The organism is Pseudomonas sp. P135, from assembly GCF_020312125.1.
Classification (GTDB): domain Bacteria; phylum Pseudomonadota; class Gammaproteobacteria; order Pseudomonadales; family Pseudomonadaceae; genus Aquipseudomonas; species Aquipseudomonas fragariae.
The window spans coordinates 512,913-529,827 of record NZ_JAGPYR010000001.1; the positions used below are offsets into that span (position 1 = coordinate 512,913).

A 16,915-nucleotide genomic window follows, 5' to 3' on the forward strand; every position below is an offset into this window, starting at 1 on the left:
CGCTATGCCAACAGTGCACCAAAAGTCTGCAGTTGGACAAATGCTTCAGCAAAAACCTGAACGCGATCAGGGTTATTGAACGGGGTTCGACGCGCCTTCATATGATGATCAACATATTGGCACTCGTCTGAATGCCTCTGAAAATTCCTGACCGGTCAGTAGATATTTATCTGAACTATTCAAAAACCGCGAAGGTCGGAACCATTAACCATTACAGGAAAGCCCGAAAGGCAGTAGGCGGTTGTAGAACCTGATGCCCGGACTTGATGCAACGACTGTCATGGATAACCACGTTGGAGTCAGACATTGGAGTTGATCAACATGAACACCCTAACTGCCAAAACCAAATTCAAAGGCCTGCGCGGTCTCAAGCTGGCTGCGCTGGCACTCGGTAGCACCTTTATCCTGGCCGGCTGTGCCGGTAACCCGCCCTCCGAGCAGTACGCGGTTTCGCAATCGGCAGTCAACAGCGCTGTCAGCGCTGGCGGTACCGAGTTCGCGGCGGTAGAAATGAAGTCGGCTCAGGACAAGCTCAAGGCTGCTGATCTGGCCATGCAGGATCACAAATATGATGAAGCACGCCGTCTGGCTGAACAGGCCGAGTGGGACGCTCGCGTAGCAGAACGCAAATCTCAGGCCGCCAAAGCTGCCAAGGCCGTGCAGGACGCTCGTCAAGGCGTCAACGAACTCCGTGAAGAAGGCCTGCGTCAGGTGCAGTGATTGTCCTGTACACCCTTCTGTTTTCATGAATTCGTAACTGATTAAAGGACGACCCTATTATGCGTAAACAATTGATGATCCCTGCTCTGCTGGCCATGAGCGTTGCCCTGGCAGCCTGTGCAACCAAGCCGAACCCTAACCTGGAACAGGCTCGCAGCAACTTCACCGCGCTGCAGACCAACCCTCAGGCCACTCAAGTCGCAGCCCTTGAAACCAAGGACGCCAGCGAATGGCTGACCAAGGCAGAACAGGCCTTCCGCAACGATGAGGACGTGCAGAAAGTCGACCAACTGTCGTATCTGACCAACCAGCGCGTCGAGCTGGCCAAGCAGACCATCGCCCTGCGCACTTCTGAAGCAGCGCTGCAAAATGCTTCTGCCGACCGCGCCAAGGCCCGTCTGGAAGCACGTGACGCGCAGATCGCTGCACTGAAAAACAGCCTGAACGCCAAGCAGACCGAACGCGGTACGCTGGTGACCTTCGGTGACGTGCTGTTCGACTACAACAAGGCCGAACTGAAGCCAACCGCCCAGGGCGACATTGGCAAGCTGGCTGCCTTCCTGCAGGAAAACCCTGATCGCAAAGTGATTGTCGAAGGCTACACCGACAGCACCGGTTCGGCTTCCTACAACCAGTCGCTGTCCGAGCGTCGCGCCAACTCGGTGCGTATGGCTCTGGTACGCATGGGTGTAGACCCAGCGCGCGTTGTGACCATGGGTTATGGCAAGGAATACCCGGTTGCTGACAACACCAGCAACTCGGGCCGCGCCATGAACCGTCGTGTGGAAGTGACTATCTCCAACGACAACCAGCCTGTTGCACCACGCTCTTCGATGAAATAAGCGACTGAGCTGCTGCACCGAAGCCCCGCCTGCGCATACAGGCGGGGCTTTTTCATGGGCGCTGTTTTTTACCGGTGTCTTATGGCCGAGGCGTTTGCTGGCCAAGGCAGCGCACGGCCTGCCTGTGATCATCGATCAACACGCCTGACAGACCTTTTCGCGACGTATCGAACAACACCAGTACGCCATCAACGCACTGCGCGACCTCGGCGGCTGGCGTGGCAGCGACCTTGTAATCCTCGCCGGGCACGGTTTTGAGCAGGGTGAATTCACCGAGCAACAGTGCATCCTCTGGCTTGGCGAAGTGCAGGTAGCCGTAAAACCACAGACAGCCCACTGTGCCGATGACCGCACCAACAGCGCTGAGGATCATGCCGTTGAGGTTACGATCGCGGCTCATTGCGCTGGAAGTGTTGCGGGGGTCGGGTAATTGGGCACTTCCGCAAGGCGACGCAGACCGTTGAAATGCGTCGGGTCGTCCAGATAGCGCAGCATCACCTGACGCCAGAGAGGGTCTGCGAACGTCTGCACGTGTTCACCACGGGTCAATTGCAACACGCGCGGCGGCGGCGCGGCCTTGTACAGTTCGATGCCGTTGGCGAGCGGCACCAGCGTGTCGTCCATGCTGTGAAAGATCAGCATCGGCGTGCCGGCCAGTCGTGGCAGGCCGTTGACCGCGCTGTCGGCTTCCGGGATTAGCCAGGACAAGGGCGTTTTCAATGGCCAGGTCAGCCACGATTTGCTCAGCGAGTTTCGCGCGACGCTGCGGTAGCTGGCCGGCACACTGTCCAGCACCAGCGCCTTGAGACGCGAACGCTCTTGCGGGTGTTCGGAAAGATAATGCACCGCCAGCGCCCCGCCAATGCTTTGCCCCAGGACCACAAGCGGTTTGCCTTGCACCTGCGGTGCAGTGTTCAACCAGTCGAAAGCGGCCTGAACATCCTCATAGACCGCCGGCAGGCTCGGCTCGCCCTGCGACTCGCCATAGCCACGGTAATCCAGCATCAACACCTGATAACCCTGCTCGGGCAGCCACCAGACGCCGCCAAGATGCCAGGACAGGTTGCCACCGTTGCCGTGCAGATGCAGCACCGTACCCTTGACCGGCACGCCTTCTTTCGCTGGCAACCACCAGCCGTGCAGGCGCGTACCGTCGGCAGCCGTGAGGTTCACGTCCTGATACTGCAGGCGCGCCTTGTCGGGCGTGAACGGAACCCCTTGCTCGGGGTAGAACAACATCGAACTGCAGCCGGTGAGCGCAAGGACCAGGGTGAAGATGCCGAGCAGTTTCAAATGAGGGTTCCTTGTTGTTTTCAGCGCCACATCACTGCCGTGCTGGCGCGAGACTCAGATTCTCGTTCCCATGTTCTGCGAGCATTGGCCGATAGGCATAATCATGAGCTTTCGGAGAATGTACCTCTCCTTCGCGAACAAGTTCGCTCCTACGGCCTTCGGCCAGAGTCAAAAACAGGCTGGCGTACAGCGAAGATCGCTGCCTACAAAATATTCGAGTAATCCGCTTCGATACGGTCCAGGCTCAGGTGGTTGAGGAAGTTGGAGAAGCACATCCAGGCCGACAGGGCGTTCATGTCACGGAACTGCTCGGGCAGGTACTTGGGTGCAACCACCAGCCCTTCGTCCACCAGTTGACGCAGGGTACGCATGTCTTCCAGGGTGGTCTTGCCGCAGAACAGCAGCGGCACCTGTTCGAGCTTGCCCTTGCGCACGGCGAGCTGAATGTAGTTGTAGACCATGATGAAGCCTTTCAGGTAGGACAGGTCCTTGGTGAACGGCAGGCCGTTGGGCACCGAGCCGCGGAAAACGCGACTGGCATTGCCGTAGCTCTCGGACATGCCGAAGCCCTGCTCGCGATAGAACTCGAACACCTGGAGAAAATCAGCGCCCTGCTCGGCCATGTGAATGGCCCGCGTGCGATTGGTCAGCTTGCGCAGGCGGCTGGGATAGGATGCAAAGGCGATGACTTCCATGAGAATCGCCAGGCCTTCCTGCGTCACCGTCGAGGATGGCGGGCCTTTGGACAGGAACGTACAGATCGGCTGGTTTTGCCCGTTCAGCGTGGTGCCCACGTGCACCAGCCCTTCGTGCACTTCCAGCGCGCGTACATCGCGTTCGTTGAACATCGCGTCGGTGCGGATCTTGATGTAGTCGGCACCCGCAGCCGCATCGGCGACGATCCCGTCGGATTCGAAAACCCGGATGGTCTCCTCGGCCTCACCGAACACGCGGTTCAAACGCGATTGCAGCAGCGAAACGGCGTCTTTGGCGGTGAGCGTTTTCGGCTCGTCCTTCAGGTCGCCGCGCCCGGCAATGTTGTTCAGGTAATCAGAGAGCATCAAGCCAAGATCGGCCAGCGTCGGATCACCCGCATGAAAGGCATCGGATGCCGCGCCGTACAGCTCCTGAGAAATCAGCCCGAAGTCGGACGTGCCGCGCGCTTCAAGCATACGCACCACCATGCGGTACTCACGGCACATGCGGCGCATGATCTGCCCGACCGGGTTGAACTGACCCAGTTGACGCGTCACGTCCCGCTCGATGTTCTGGAACTCTTGCTTCAAGGCCGAAGAGTCGAAACCCAGCGGACGGTTTTCGTAATAGGCGCGGTCCACGGCAGGCAGCGCCTTGCCCTTGGCGGCCAGAAACTCCTTGCGGACGTTCTCATCCCATTTAACTGCATCCAGAATGCGAATCGGCGTCTGTGCAACGACGATCCGATCCGATAAAGCACGAATAGTCTGTTGATACTCGTCCACCGGTACTCCTTGGCTGGTTGTCACGCTACTGCTTGGCGGCGCGGAACAACACGCCATCGCTGGTAAATATCGAAACTGGCAGGATCGTCAAGCCGTCTGAATGGCCGATCCGCGACACCCGCGCAGCAGTATAGTCACCCTCGAACCGGCTGCGGGGTGCCCAGGACCAGACGCATCTGCCGGGTCAGGATACAGAGCATTTCTTCGTCCGCCTGACGCTGCGGCCCGTGAAGCAGGCCTTGATACTCAATGCGCCGGATAAGCCCCGTCAACACCTGAGCATCCTGATAGGGATGCAGGGAGCCGATTACCTGGAAGAACTGACAACTGCCCTGCAGCAAAATTTCCTGATGGGCCATGACCAATGGCGTCAGGCGCGGGTTGATCAGTGCTTCATGGTAGAACGCCTGCTCGGCAATCAGATAGTCACGCCGGGTCAGCAACTGATGACGGATATGCTCCATCACCATACGCGCAATGTCGTCCGCCAGACGAAAACGGTCGGTCGGACTCCCGGAACTGCGGTTCATCATCTCGCGCAGAATACCTTCGGTGTTTTGCCACAGCCGCGCCAGATAATCAGCGCTACGCTGTACATACTGGGCGAAGGCATCGGTCAACAGATCATCGATGTCCTTGAAGTAATAGGTGGTTGCCGACAGCGGCACACTGGCTTCGGCGGCCACTGCGCGATGGCGCACGGCGCGTACGCCGTCACGCACCACGATACGCATGGCGGCATCGAGAATGACCTGCCTGCGTTGCTCACTGCCCTCACGCGCAGCCTTGCGGCCCTGATACTTGACACTTTTGGCCACCGCGCTGGCTACTCCGGCGGCCCCTTCTCTGGCAATCGTCACGACAGCTTCCTTATAAGTCGCTCTGAAATGAGTCGATCTGAAAAACACTTAAAAAAAAGCCGCCCATTGAAGGCGGCTGTTTTTCCACTGGTTACGCTTGCGGGCGCATGTGCGGGAAGAGGATCACGTCGCGAATCGACGGCGAGTCGGTGAGCAACATCACCAACCGGTCGATACCGATCCCCTCGCCTGCCGTCGGCGGCATGCCGTACTCCAGCGCACGGACGAAGTCGGCGTCGTAGTGCATGGCTTCGTCGTCACCGGCATCCTTGTCGGCCACCTGAGCCTGGAAGCGTTCGGCCTGATCTTCGGCGTCGTTGAGCTCGGAGTAGGCATTGGCGATTTCGCGACCACCGATGAACAGCTCGAAACGGTCGGTGACGTTCGGATTTTCATCGTTGCGACGCGCCAGCGGCGACACTTCGAACGGGTACTGGGTGATGAAGTGCGGCTGTTCCAGCTTGTGCTCGACCAGCTCTTCGAAAATCATCACCTGCAATTTGCCCAGGCCTTCGAAGCCCAGCACCTTGGCACCGGCCTTTTTCGCAATGGCGCGCGCCTTGTCGATGTCCTGCAGGTCGGCAGCGGTCAGCTCAGGGTTGTACTTGAGGATCGAGTCGAACACCGACAGGCGCACGAACGGTTCGCCGAAGTGGAACACCTTGTCGCCATAAGGCACGTCGGTGCTGCCCAGAACCAGTTGCGCCAGTTCGCGGAACAGTTCCTCGGTGAGGTCCATGTTGTCTTCGTAATCGGCGTAGGCCTGGTAGAACTCGAGCATGGTGAACTCGGGGTTGTGCCGGGTCGAAACACCTTCGTTACGGAAGTTGCGATTGATCTCGAAGACCTTCTCGAAACCACCGACCACCAGACGCTTGAGGTACAGCTCCGGGGCGATACGCAGGAACATTTCCATGTCCAGCGCGTTGTGGTGGGTTTCGAACGGCTTGGCCGCCGCGCCGCCGGGAATGGTCTGCAGCATCGGCGTTTCGACTTCAAGGAAGTCGCGCTTCATCAGGAAGCTGCGGATGTGAGCGATGACCTGCGAACGCACGCGGAAGGTCTCACGCACTTCCTCGTTGACGATCAGGTCGACGTAACGCTGACGGTAGCGCTGTTCGGTGTCGGTCAGGCCGTGGTGCTTGTCGGGCAGCGGACGCAAGGACTTGGTCAGCAGGCGAACGCTGGTCATCTCGACGTACAGGTCGCCCTTGCCGGAGCGTGCCAGGGTACCTTCGGCGGCGATGATGTCGCCCAGATCCCAGGTTTTCACCTCGGCCAGGGTTTCTTCGGGCAGGGTCTTGCGGTTGACATAGACCTGGATGCGCCCGGTCATGTCCTGGATCACCATGAACGAGCCACGGTTGAGCATGATGCGACCGGCAACCTTGACCGGAATCGCTGCCTCTGCCAGTTCTTCCTTGGTCTTGTCGACGTACTGTTTCTGCAGGTCATTGCAGTAGCTGTCGCGGCGGAAGTCATTGGGGAAGGCCTGACCCTTGGCACGGCCTGCAGCAAGCTTTTCCTTGCGCAAGGCGATCAGGGTGTTTTCTTCCTGTTGCAGGGCTTGCGGGTCGAGTTGTTGGTCGCTCATGTCTTTAAATATTCCATCACAGGTTCGCCCTCGCCTGGCGACGAGGGACTTGAGGTGTCGGCTGACGGTTTACAGCCCTTGCTTGAGGCTCGCGATCAGGTATTCGTCGATATCGCCATCAAGCACCTTGTCGCAGTCGCTGCGTTCGATGTTGGTCCGCAGGTCCTTGATACGCGAGGCGTCCAGTACGTAGGAGCGAATCTGGTGACCCCAGCCGATATCGGACTTGGTGTCTTCGAGCGCCTGGGACGCCGCGTTGCGCTTCTGCACTTCCTGCTCATACAAACGGGCCCGCAGCATTTTCATGGCGGTGTCCTTGTTCGCATGCTGGGAACGCTCGTTCTGACAACTGACCACGGTGTTGGTCGGAACGTGGGTGATACGCACCGCAGAGTCAGTGGTGTTTACGTGCTGACCACCGGCACCGGAGGAGCGGTAGGTGTCGATGCGCAGGTCCGCCGGGTTGATGTCGATTTCGATGTTGTCATCGATTTCCGGCGAAACGAACACGGCCGAGAACGAGGTGTGGCGACGGTTGCCGGAGTCGAACGGGCTCTTGCGCACCAGACGATGAACGCCGATCTCGGTACGCAGCCAGCCGAAGGCGTACTCGCCCTTGATGTGCACGGTAGCGCCCTTGATACCGGCGACTTCACCGGCGGACAGTTCCATGATGGTGGCGTCGAAACCGCGCTTGTCGGCCCAGCGCAGGTACATGCGCAGCAGGATGTTCGCCCAGTCCTGCGCTTCGGTACCGCCGGAGCCGGCCTGGATGTCCAGGTAGGCGTTGTTGGGGTCCATGTCGCCGCTGAACATGCGACGGAATTCGAGCTTTTCCAGCGATTCGCGCAGGCGCTCGACTTCGGCAGCGACGTCATCGACGGCAGCCTGGTCTTCTTCTTCGGCAGACATCAGCAACAGGTCTTTGGCATCGGCCAGACCCGAGGACATTTCGTCCAGGGTTTCGACGATCTGCGCCAGCAGGGAGCGCTCGCGCCCCAGTTCCTGAGCGTAGGCCGGGTTGTTCCAGACGTTTGGATCTTCGAGCTCGCGGTTGACTTCGGTCAGACGATCATGTTTGTGATCGTAGTCAAAGATACCCCCGAATGGTTTCGGAGCGCTCGGACAAATCCTTGATGCTGTTTAGGATCGGGTTGATTTCCATGGTAGGCAGCACTCGCAGGCGAAATTTTCAAAGCCGACGAGTATACCCCAGGCAAGGCCACGAAAGCAGCCCGTCGGGCAGGCGTTGTGAGGCCTATTTTACCGGTCGCTGCCGGCGTCAGCCCGCTGCGACCTGATTGCGCCCGTTGTTCTTGGCCTGATAAAGCCCCTTGTCGGCATCCAGAATCAGCTGACGGCTGGGCATTCCGAGCTGTGGCGTCATGGTCGCCACACCGATACTCACGGTCAGGCTGGAGCCCGGCGCTGGCGCAATGTGCGGAATATTCATGCCTGAAACGCTCTGGCGCAGCTTCTCTGCAAGCAGACGTGCGCCGCCGGGCGAGGTATTGGGCAGGACCATGGCGAACTCCTCGCCGCCGTAGCGAGCCGGCAAGTCCGACGGGCGACTGCAACTGTTACGAATGGCCTTGGCGACCTGACGCAGGGCCTCGTCGCCCTCCAGATGCCCGAAGTTGTCGTTGTAGGGCTTGAAATAGTCGACATCGATCATCAGCAACGACAACTGGGACTGCTCGCGAATTGCCCGGCGCCACTCCAGTTCCAGATACTCGTCGAAATGGCGGCGATTCGACAGCCCCGTGAGGCCATCGGAATTCATCAGGCGCTGCAGCACCAGATTGGTGTCGAGCAGTTGCTGCTGGCTGACGCGCAGCGCGCGGTAGGCTTCATCGCGCTGCAGCAGGGTCATGTACGAGCGCGAGTGATAGCGAATGCGCGCCACCAGCTCGATGTTGTCCGGCAGCTTGACCAGATAGTCGTTGGCCCCGGCCGTGAACGCCGCGCTCTTGATCAGCGGGTCTTCCTTGGTGGACAGCACGATGATCGGGATATCGCGGGTCAGCGGGTTGCTGCGGTACTCGCGAACCAGCGTCAGCCCGTCGAGGCCCGGCATCACCAGGTCCTGCAGAATCACCGTCGGCTTGATCTGCACGGCCTGAGCAATCGCCTGATGCGGGTCGGCACAAAAATGAAAGTCGATAGACTCATGGCCGGCCAGGCCGCGCCGTACGGCTTCACCAATCATGGCCTGATCATCCACCAGAAGCACCATTGCGCTGTTTTCATCCGGTGTCTTGAGCTCATCCGTTTGCAGGTCATTCATGATCTTTCTCCTGATCGCCGACTGCCGCTGGGTTCAGCGGAGCAGTCATTGAGTAAATACCTCGATCAAGCGAGGTGCTATGGCGGGCAACGGACGGATTTCCACGGCAGCATCGATGGCTGCGGCGGCCTTGGGCATGCCATACACAGCAGAACTGGCCTGATCCTGAGCGATGGTCAGAAACCCCCGTTCACGCATGGCCTTGAGTCCCTGTGCACCGTCGCGCCCCATCCCGGTCAGCAGAACGCCGATCGCCTCGCCACTCCAATAACGGGTTACGCTCTCGAAAAACACATCAATCGAGGGCCTGTAAACTTCATTCACCGGCTCCGCCGTGTACGCCAGCGTGCCGTCCTTGAGCAAGCGGATATGATGATTGGTGCCTGCCAGCAACACCACACCCGGCTGTGGCGTTTCGCCTTCCCTTGCCAGACGTACCGGCAGGCCGGAGGCGGAACTCAACCAGTCGGCCATACCGGCGGCGAAGACCTGATCGACGTGCTGCACAAGGACGATCGCCGCCGGGAAGCTCACCGGAAGCGCCTTGAGCAGAATCTCCAGCGCGGCAGGCCCGCCTGCCGAGGAGCCGATCGCCACGAGCCGATCACGTCTCGAGGGCGCGGCGCGCGGTGTAGCCGCGACCCGTTCGAGGCCGACACGCTGGCCGATCAGCCAGTCGATATTGAGGATCTTGCGCAGCAGGGGCGCCGCCGCCTCTTTTGGATTGGGACCACCAATGGCCGGCGTGTCCACCACATCCAGCGCGCCGTGCCCCATCGCTTCGAACACGCGGCGCATGTTCTGCTCGTGGTCGACGGTCACGATGACGATGGCGCAGGGTGTTTCGGCCATGATCCGGCGCGTGGCTTCCACGCCATCCATCACCGGCATGATCAGGTCCATCAGGATCAGGTCCGGGGTCTGCTCGACGCAACGCTGCACGGCGTCGGCACCATTGGACGCCACCCAGATGATCTGATGCGCCGGCTCGAAGGCCAGCGCACGGCGCAGGGCTTCGATGGCCATGGGCATATCGTTGACGATGGCAATCTTCATCCTTGCGCGTCTCCTATCAATTCGACGACAGCGTCGAGCAAGGCATCATCGTGGAAACTGGCCTTGGCCAGGTAATAATCGGCGCCGGCGTCCAGGCCGCGACGCCGGTCTTCTTCACGGTCCTTGTAGGACACGACCATGACCGGCAAGGACTGCAAGCGGGTATCGCGGCGCAACAGGGTCACCAGTTCGATACCGTCCATACGCGGCATGTCGATGTCGGTGATCAGCAGGTCGAAGTCCTCGGCGCGCAGGGCATTCCAGCCATCCATTCCGTCCACGGCCACCGATACTTCGTAACCGCGACTGACCAGCAGCTTGCGTTCCAGCTCGCGAACGGTCAAAGAATCATCGACGACCAGCACGCGTTTGCGTGACACCTGATCTGCCTGACGAGCGCGCCGGTCGATGCGCTCCAGACGGCCGGTATTCAGGAGTTTTTCCACCGAGCGCAGCATATCTTCGACATCAATGATCAGCACCACCGAACCGTCGTCGAGCAAAGCCCCTGCCGATACGTCCTGGACCTTGCCAAGGCGCGCATCGAGCGGCATCACCACCAGCGTACGCTCACCGATGAAGCGTTCGACGGCCACGCCATAAACCGCATCGCGCTCGCGAATCACCACGACCTTGAGCGTTTCTCCGGCCTTCTGCGCGGGTGGCCGGTTCAACAGCTGGCTGGCCGAAACCAGACCGACATGCCGCTCTTCATCCCAGAAGTGCTGACGACCTTCCAGTTGCAGAATATCGTCAGGCTGCAGGTCGCGCATGCGCTCGATATGCGCCAGCGGAAAGGCATAGGCTTCACCGCCCACTTCCACGACCAGGCTGCGTACCACTGAAAGCGTCAGCGGCATTTCTATCCTAAAGCGACTGCCCTCGCCTGCCCATTGCTGCAGCTCGACGCTGCCGTGCATCTGGCGAACCATATGCTGCACGGCATCGAGGCCGACACCACGGCCGGAAATCTGCGTGACCTTGTCGCGCATGCTGAAGCCCGGCAGGAACAGGAAACTCAGCAGTTCCTCCTCGCTCAACTGCGCAGCGGTCTCGGCAGGAGAAAGCTTGCGGTCGACGATGCTCTGGCGCACACGTTCAAGGTCCACACCGCCACCGTCATCGCTCAACTCGACGACCAGCAAGCCGGCCTGATGCGAGGCCTGCAGACGAATCAGACCTTCAGGGTCCTTGCCGGACGCCACGCGCTTCTCGGGCGATTCGATGCCGTGGTCCACGGCGTTGCGCAACAGATGGGTCAATGGCGCATCGAGCTTTTCCAGCACATCGCGATCGACCTGCGTCTTCTCGCCTTCGATCTGCAAGCGGACCTGTTTGCCCAGTTCACGCCCCAGGTCGCGAACCATGCGCGCCTGGCCGTTCAGCACATCGGCGAAAGGTCGCATCCGGCAGGCCAGTGCCGTGTCGTATAACAACTGCGCACGTTGCGCCGACTGCCAGCCGAATTCATCCAGCTCGGCAGTGTGCCGGACCAACACCTGCTGCGCCTGGGACAAGAGGCTACGCGCGTCTTCCAGGGCTTTTTGCACATCAGCCGAAGGACCTTCCTCGCCGAAGCTGGCGCCCAGCACTTCAAGCGCACGATCACTGCTGCTTTGCAGACGCTTGAGCCGCTGCATACCGGCCAGCAGCGGCTTGAGTCGCTGAGTCTCGACCAGCGATTTGCTGGACATGTCCAGCAGCCCGTTGAGGCGCTCGGCGGTGACTCGCAACACGCGCTCGCCACCTTCGGCCACACGCCGTTCACGCAATGGCGTGAACGGTGCTTCAGGTTCCGCAGCCGGCATGGCGGCTGGATTGGCGGACGCAGGCAAGTCTGCGGCCAAGGGCTCGGGCACAGACTCCGGCACAACTGCCGCGCTGGGCGTCTCGAACTGCAGCATCGCGCTGGCGAGTAAAGCGTCCGAGGCCGGGTCCGGCAGTGGCGTACTGACCGTTCGCGCCGCGCCAGCACCGGAAGCCAGCAACGTATTGAGCCTTTCGACATAACTGTCGATATCAGGCTGACCAACGCTGTCGCCGCCAGGCGTGGCGATACGCATCAACAGGTCGGTCCCCGACAGCAGCGCATCGATATGCTCGGCCTGAAGCAGCAGACGCCCTTCCTGCGCGCTGACCAGACAATCTTCCATCACATGCGCGACGCTCACGCCGAAATCGACGCCGACAATCCGCGCTGCGCCCTTGAGCGAATGAGCGGCACGCATGCAGGCTTCCAGCTGATCCGCCTGGGTCGGGTTACGTTCGAGTGCCAGCAGGCCGGCACTCAATACCTGGGTCTGCGCGTCGGCTTCCAGCGTGAACAGTTCGAACAGCGAGGCGTCACGCATTTGATCTGGCGTCATGTGAGGCTCCGATACACCGCCGACAACAACTCATCTTCATCCAGCCAGCGCAGGCTGCGGCCCTTCCATTGCAGGACGCCACGGGTGAAACGGGCATTGGCGTGCGTGCCGGATGCCGAAGCGGCTTCCAGCTCCCGCTCGTCGATGGCATGAATGCCGTCCACCTCGTCGACCGGCACCACCACCGGGCCGCCCTCGACGCTGACGATCAGCATGCGCGGTACCACCCGCGTCGACGGGTTACTCACCGCGGTACTGTCCAAGCCGAGCAGCTCGACCAGCGAGATGCACGCTACCAGAGCGCCGCGTACATTGGCGACACCCAGCAACGCACGCGAGCGCTGGTGTGGCAGTGAATGGATGGTCTGGCTGGGGGCGACTTCCGAGAGGCAGCGCGACGCCAGCCCCAGCCACTCTTCGCCAAGACGAAATACCAGAATCGAGCGGGTCTCGAGGTCGCGCAGCAACACCGAGCCCTGAAAATGCTCGGGCGACTCCTGGGCCAGCGAATAGCGGTCCAGCAGACGGGTGGCGGCGGCCGAATAAACCGCGCAGTTGCGGCAGTGGATGTGCTCTGCGAGCAACGGGCAGGAGCGATCGCCATGAATGCCGATGCGGTTCCAGCAATCATCGATATCCAGGGCCTGATCATGGGTCAGACTGGAAAAACCGGACACGCCCGCCATCAGTGGTTTCCTTGTTTATTCGCGCCACGCGCAGCGCGGTCCTGCAAGCGGCGCGCGCCGGCAGTGTCACCCTGCGCAGCCAGCAATGCCGCCAGTTGGGCCAGCGATTCTGAGTGCTGCGGTTGCAGATACAGCGCCTTGCGATAGAAGCCCTGCGCCTGTGGCACACGGCCCTCCACTTCGCTGAGCAGACCCAGCCAGTAAAACACTTGCGCGACCGGCTCATGCTGCTGCAGGTAACGCTCGCATTCAGCCCGCGCCTCGGCACTTTTGCCTTCGTTGGCCAGCCCCGCAATCCTGTCGAGCACTGCCGATACCTCGGTGTTACCCGCCGCAGCGACGGGTTTTGCAATGGGCGCGAATGTCGCAGAGGGGCGCGGCGCAGGCCGTGGCGCGACAACTCTGGCAGGGGCATCGACGACCGGACGGGACGCAACGGGTGCAGGGACCTGCCGAGGCGTCGGAGCTGGCACCGCCGCATCGACAGGTGCGTGCCGGAAGGCGAACGACTGGGCGATCCCCGTCGAGCGCATGCCGATAGCGGCCAGCAGGTTGCCCTCCGCCGGGCCGATAAACAGCAGGCCGTCTTCACGGGTCAGTTGTTTGAGCACCTTGAACACATGTTGCTGGGTCTGCCGATCGAAATAGATCACCAGATTGCGGCAGAAGACGATGTCATAGGCCGCTTGCGAAACGAGTTTGGGGTCGAGCAGGTTGCCCGGCTGAAAACTCACACAGGCGCGAACACTGTCAGCGATTTCAAAGCCGTCAGCGATCGGATTGAAATACCGCTCGCGATAACTGATGTCGCTGCCACGAAACGAGTTTTTGCCGTAAATACCGTGCTCGGCCTTGGCAATCGAAACAGGGCTGATATCGATGGCATCGACCTTGAATTGCCTGGCATCGACCCCGGCGTCGAATAGCGCCATGGCGATGGAATATGGCTCCTCACCGGTCGAGCACGGCAGGCTGAGTATGCGCAAGGGGCGCGCACCGGCAAGGCTGGCGATACGCTCACGGGCCAGCATGCCCAGGGTGACAAACGATTCGGGATAACGAAAGAACCAGGTCTCGGGAACGATCACCGCTTCGATCAGCGCCTGCTGCTCCTGCGCCGACGAGACCAGAAGATGCCAGTAGGCATCGCTGTCAGCGCAGTGGGCGGCCGCCGCCCGCTGACGCAAGGCGCGCTCGATGATCGCTTCGCCGACGGACGTCACATCCAGGCCGATACGCTCCTTGAGAAAGCTGAAGAAGCGCGAATCATCCACCTTCATTGCGCGTCCTCGAGCAGTTCGAGGTCAATCGGCGGCACCGGGTACAACAACTCGCGCACCGGCTCGCTCAACAGCTCGTGAACATGAATCCACTGCAACAGGCCCTGCTCATCCTCACGCACCGGCCCCAGATAAGGCGACAGGCGATTGTCCAGCCCATAGGCCTTGAACTGCGCAACAGGGCAGCGCAGCGTCTCGGTCGCCTGTTCCAGAATCAGTCCGAGCAACTGCGCCGGGTGCGCGTCGTCGTAGCGATAATGCACCAGCACCATGCGCGTACTGGTACGCGAGCGCGCCGGCTGCCCGGAATTCAGCGCACTGATGTCGATCACCGGAACGATCTCGCCACGATGGGCGAAGATTCCCGCCACCCAGTGAGGTGCCCGGGCAATAGTCTTGAGCTTCACAAGCGGCAGGATTTCGGCGATCTCGGTCGCGTCCAGCGCATAGCGGTCTTCGCCGATGCAAAACAGCAGAAAGAGTTTGCTGGCGGTCAGTGGCGGGCCATTGCGCCTCGGCGAGTGATCGCTCATTGATCGTTCAGACCTTGAAACGCGAAACGCCACTGCGCAGCCCGACCGCGACCTGACTCAACTCGTCGATGGCGAAACTGGCTTGACGCAGTGATTCGACGGTCTGGCTGCTGGCATCCGCCAGTTGCACCAGCGCCTGGTTGATCTGTTCGGCGCCGGTGGCCTGAGCCTGCATGCCTTCGTTGACCATCAGCACACGGGGTGCCAACGCCTGAACCTGATGGATGATCTGCGACAATTGCTCGCCGACCTGAGTGACCTCGAACATGCCGCGGCGCACCTCTTCGGAAAACTTGTCCATACCCATCACGCCAGCAGACACCGCCGACTGGATTTCCCGCACCATCTGCTCGATGTCATACGTGGCGACGGCAGTCTGGTCGGCCAGGCGACGCACCTCGGTGGCCACCACTGCAAACCCGCGACCGTATTCACCGGCCTTTTCGGCCTCGATGGCGGCATTGAGCGACAGCAGGTTGGTCTGGTCGGCGACCTTGACGATGGTGACGACGACCTGATTGATGTTGCCGGCCTTCTCGTTGAGGATCGCCAGCTTGGCGTTGACCAGATTGGCAGCGCCCATCACCTGATGCATGGTGTCTTCCATGCGTGCCAGGCCCTGCTGGCCGGAACCGGCGAGCACCGAAGCCTGGTCTGCCGCCGAAGTGACTTCGGTCATGGTCCGCACCAGGTCCCGCGAAGTGGCGGCGATTTCCCGCGACGTCGCGCCGATCTCGGTGGTGGTTGCCGCGGTCTCGGTGGCGGTAGCCTGCTGCTGGCGGGACGTTGCAGCGATCTCGGTGACCGAGGTCGTGACCTGTACCGAAGAGCGCTGCGCCTGCGCTACCAGCGCGGTGAGCTCGGAGACCATGTCGTTGAAGCCGGTCTCGACCGCATTGAACTCGTCCTTGCGCGACAGGTTCAGCCGGGTACTCAGATCGCCCTTGCGCATGACGTCCAGAATACTCACGATCATCTGCATCGGAGAGGTGATCGAGCGCATCAGCAGCAGCCCGCAGGCCGCCGCCGCCATGACCGCGATCAGCAGAGAGAGCACCATGCTGATCTTGGCACCCAGCACAGCGTTGACGATATTGGTGGTGGACTGGTCAGCCAGTTGCTTGTTGGCAACGATCAGGTCTCTGAGCTGCAGACGGCCCTCGCTCCAGACCGGATTGAGCTCGTTGTAAAACTCATCGCGAGCGCCCGCATAATCACCGCGTTCGTACTTGGCGTGAACGTCGGCAAGCATGCGCGAATAGACCTCGCGGCGCTTTTCGAACACCGCGAAGCTGGCCCTGTCCGTGTCATCGAAGATGGATTTCTTGTAGCCGTCCATCTGCGACTGAAGGGCGTCTTCAAACCCCTTGAACTGATCCTTTTCCTGCTTGGTCAGCGGCCGCCCCTGCCCTTCGGCAATCAGCTCCAGCGTGCGGATGTAACTCTCGCCCCAGGCACTGCGCACCAGGGTGCTGTAGTAGACGCCGGGCAACGCATCGAGACGCACATCTTCCTCGCTGGACTCGATGGACAACAACCGTGAATAAGATACAACGACCATCAGTAGCATGATTGCGATGATGACGGCGAAACTCGCCAGAATCCGTTGGCGCAAGGTCCAGTTCTTCACAGTCAGCCCTCAAGAGTTCAACGACGGCGTCGGGCCGTGTTCAAGAAGCGGACCGACGGACGGCCCAAACGGCGTGAGTATAGCCCAGCCGTAAAACGTTACATGGGTAATACAGAACGAAGTCACGGCCGCTATCGATCGCCACTCTTTCGTCCCGCTTCATGTCTTGTCGGCCATCGCCACCACTACTTGAGCAACGGTCTTCAGAAACAGCGGGAGTACATAGATAGTTAGCACTTGCACGGCAAGTCGCGGCCGTAAGCTTTGTCGCCTGTTCATTCACGACA

15 protein-coding genes are annotated in these 16,915 nt (G+C 60.6%); 2 read left to right on the top strand and 13 right to left on the bottom strand.

The window, feature by feature from the left end:
* The first annotated feature begins 306 nt into the window (after positions 1-306).
* Complete coding sequence (locus KBY08_RS02250) at positions 307-720, top strand: DUF4398 domain-containing protein (protein ID WP_003409265.1); 414 nt, start codon at positions 307-309, stop codon at positions 718-720.
* 59 nt (positions 721-779) lie between these two features.
* On the top strand, positions 780-1,562 hold the full coding sequence (locus KBY08_RS02255) for an OmpA family protein (RefSeq protein WP_011266956.1): 783 nt from the start codon (positions 780-782) through the stop codon (positions 1,560-1,562).
* A gap of 79 nt (positions 1,563-1,641) precedes the next feature.
* On the opposite strand, the gene KBY08_RS02260 is transcribed toward KBY08_RS02255, so the two are convergent.
* From KBY08_RS02260 to KBY08_RS02320, 13 genes are all read right to left on the bottom strand, one after another.
* A complete protein-coding gene (locus tag KBY08_RS02260; RefSeq protein WP_024641454.1) occupies positions 1,642-1,962 on the bottom strand; it encodes a hypothetical protein in 321 nt (106 codons plus the stop codon).
* Positions 1,959-2,855 (bottom strand): alpha/beta hydrolase, encoded by an 897-nt coding sequence (locus KBY08_RS02265; protein ID WP_058398418.1) that lies wholly within the window; start codon positions 2,853-2,855, stop codon positions 1,959-1,961. The genes KBY08_RS02260 and KBY08_RS02265 overlap by 4 nt, the downstream gene beginning before the upstream one ends.
* A gap of 203 nt (positions 2,856-3,058) precedes the next feature.
* Positions 3,059-4,336 carry a flavohemoglobin expression-modulating QEGLA motif protein gene (locus KBY08_RS02270; protein WP_003433414.1) on the bottom strand — a complete coding sequence of 426 codons (1,278 nt, stop codon included), beginning with the start codon at positions 4,334-4,336 and terminating at the stop codon, positions 3,059-3,061.
* 134 nt (positions 4,337-4,470) lie between these two features.
* Positions 4,471-5,196, bottom strand: coding sequence for a TetR/AcrR family transcriptional regulator (locus KBY08_RS02275; protein WP_011266953.1), 726 nt, complete (start codon positions 5,194-5,196; stop codon positions 4,471-4,473).
* A gap of 91 nt (positions 5,197-5,287) precedes the next feature.
* The gene (gene lysS / locus KBY08_RS02280; RefSeq protein WP_024639883.1) at positions 5,288-6,790 is read right to left on the bottom strand and encodes a lysine--tRNA ligase; all 1,503 of its coding nucleotides are present in this window, start codon (positions 6,788-6,790) and stop codon (positions 5,288-5,290) included.
* Between the two features lie 69 nt (positions 6,791-6,859).
* A protein-coding gene (gene prfB / locus KBY08_RS02285) for a peptide chain release factor 2 (protein ID WP_096102164.1) occupies positions 6,860-7,955 on the bottom strand; the annotation gives its coding sequence in 2 pieces (ribosomal slippage) (positions 6,860-7,882 and positions 7,884-7,955; 1,095 coding nt in all).
* Between the two features lie 117 nt (positions 7,956-8,072).
* On the bottom strand, positions 8,073-9,077 hold the full coding sequence (locus KBY08_RS02290) for a response regulator (protein ID WP_004406328.1): 1,005 nt from the start codon (positions 9,075-9,077) through the stop codon (positions 8,073-8,075).
* Between the two features lie 45 nt (positions 9,078-9,122).
* Positions 9,123-10,133: a chemotaxis response regulator protein-glutamate methylesterase gene (locus KBY08_RS02295; protein ID WP_011266950.1), complete on the bottom strand. Its 1,011-nt coding sequence runs from the start codon at positions 10,131-10,133 to the stop codon at positions 9,123-9,125.
* Complete coding sequence (locus tag KBY08_RS02300) at positions 10,130-12,499, bottom strand: hybrid sensor histidine kinase/response regulator (RefSeq protein ID WP_011266949.1); 2,370 nt, start codon at positions 12,497-12,499, stop codon at positions 10,130-10,132. Before KBY08_RS02300 ends, KBY08_RS02295 begins: the two co-directional genes overlap by 4 nt.
* Complete coding sequence (locus KBY08_RS02305) at positions 12,496-13,185, bottom strand: chemotaxis protein CheW (RefSeq protein ID WP_004406331.1); 690 nt, start codon at positions 13,183-13,185, stop codon at positions 12,496-12,498. Before KBY08_RS02305 ends, KBY08_RS02300 begins: the two co-directional genes overlap by 4 nt.
* Positions 13,185-14,465, bottom strand: a complete 1,281-nt coding sequence (locus KBY08_RS02310) for a CheR family methyltransferase (RefSeq protein WP_024641280.1) — start codon at positions 14,463-14,465, stop codon at positions 13,185-13,187. The genes KBY08_RS02305 and KBY08_RS02310 overlap by 1 nt, the downstream gene beginning before the upstream one ends.
* Positions 14,462-14,998 carry a chemotaxis protein CheW gene (locus tag KBY08_RS02315; protein ID WP_024661009.1) on the bottom strand — a complete coding sequence of 179 codons (537 nt, stop codon included), beginning with the start codon at positions 14,996-14,998 and terminating at the stop codon, positions 14,462-14,464. The genes KBY08_RS02310 and KBY08_RS02315 overlap by 4 nt, the downstream gene beginning before the upstream one ends.
* Positions 14,999-15,005: 7 nt before the next feature.
* Complete coding sequence (locus KBY08_RS02320) at positions 15,006-16,628, bottom strand: methyl-accepting chemotaxis protein (RefSeq protein ID WP_003409235.1); 1,623 nt, start codon at positions 16,626-16,628, stop codon at positions 15,006-15,008.
* Between the last annotated feature and the right edge of the window lie 287 nt (positions 16,629-16,915).

Coding starts and splice junctions, on each gene's coding strand:
- KBY08_RS02295 (WP_011266950.1), bottom strand. CDS start 10,133: ATGAAGATTGCCATCGTCAACGATATGCCCATGGCCATCGAAGCCCTG.
- KBY08_RS02255 (WP_011266956.1), top strand. CDS start 780: ATGCGTAAACAATTGATGATCCCTGCTCTGCTGGCCATGAGCGTTGCC.
- KBY08_RS02300 (WP_011266949.1), bottom strand. CDS start 12,499: ATGACGCCAGATCAAATGCGTGACGCCTCGCTGTTCGAACTGTTCACG.
- KBY08_RS02260 (WP_024641454.1), bottom strand. CDS start 1,962: ATGAGCCGCGATCGTAACCTCAACGGCATGATCCTCAGCGCTGTTGGT.
- KBY08_RS02315 (WP_024661009.1), bottom strand. CDS start 14,998: ATGAGCGATCACTCGCCGAGGCGCAATGGCCCGCCACTGACCGCCAGC.
- KBY08_RS02290 (WP_004406328.1), bottom strand. CDS start 9,077: ATGAATGACCTGCAAACGGATGAGCTCAAGACACCGGATGAAAACAGC.
- KBY08_RS02310 (WP_024641280.1), bottom strand. CDS start 14,465: ATGAAGGTGGATGATTCGCGCTTCTTCAGCTTTCTCAAGGAGCGTATC.
- lysS (WP_024639883.1), bottom strand. CDS start 6,790: ATGAGCGACCAACAACTCGACCCGCAAGCCCTGCAACAGGAAGAAAAC.
- KBY08_RS02305 (WP_004406331.1), bottom strand. CDS start 13,185: ATGGCGGGCGTGTCCGGTTTTTCCAGTCTGACCCATGATCAGGCCCTG.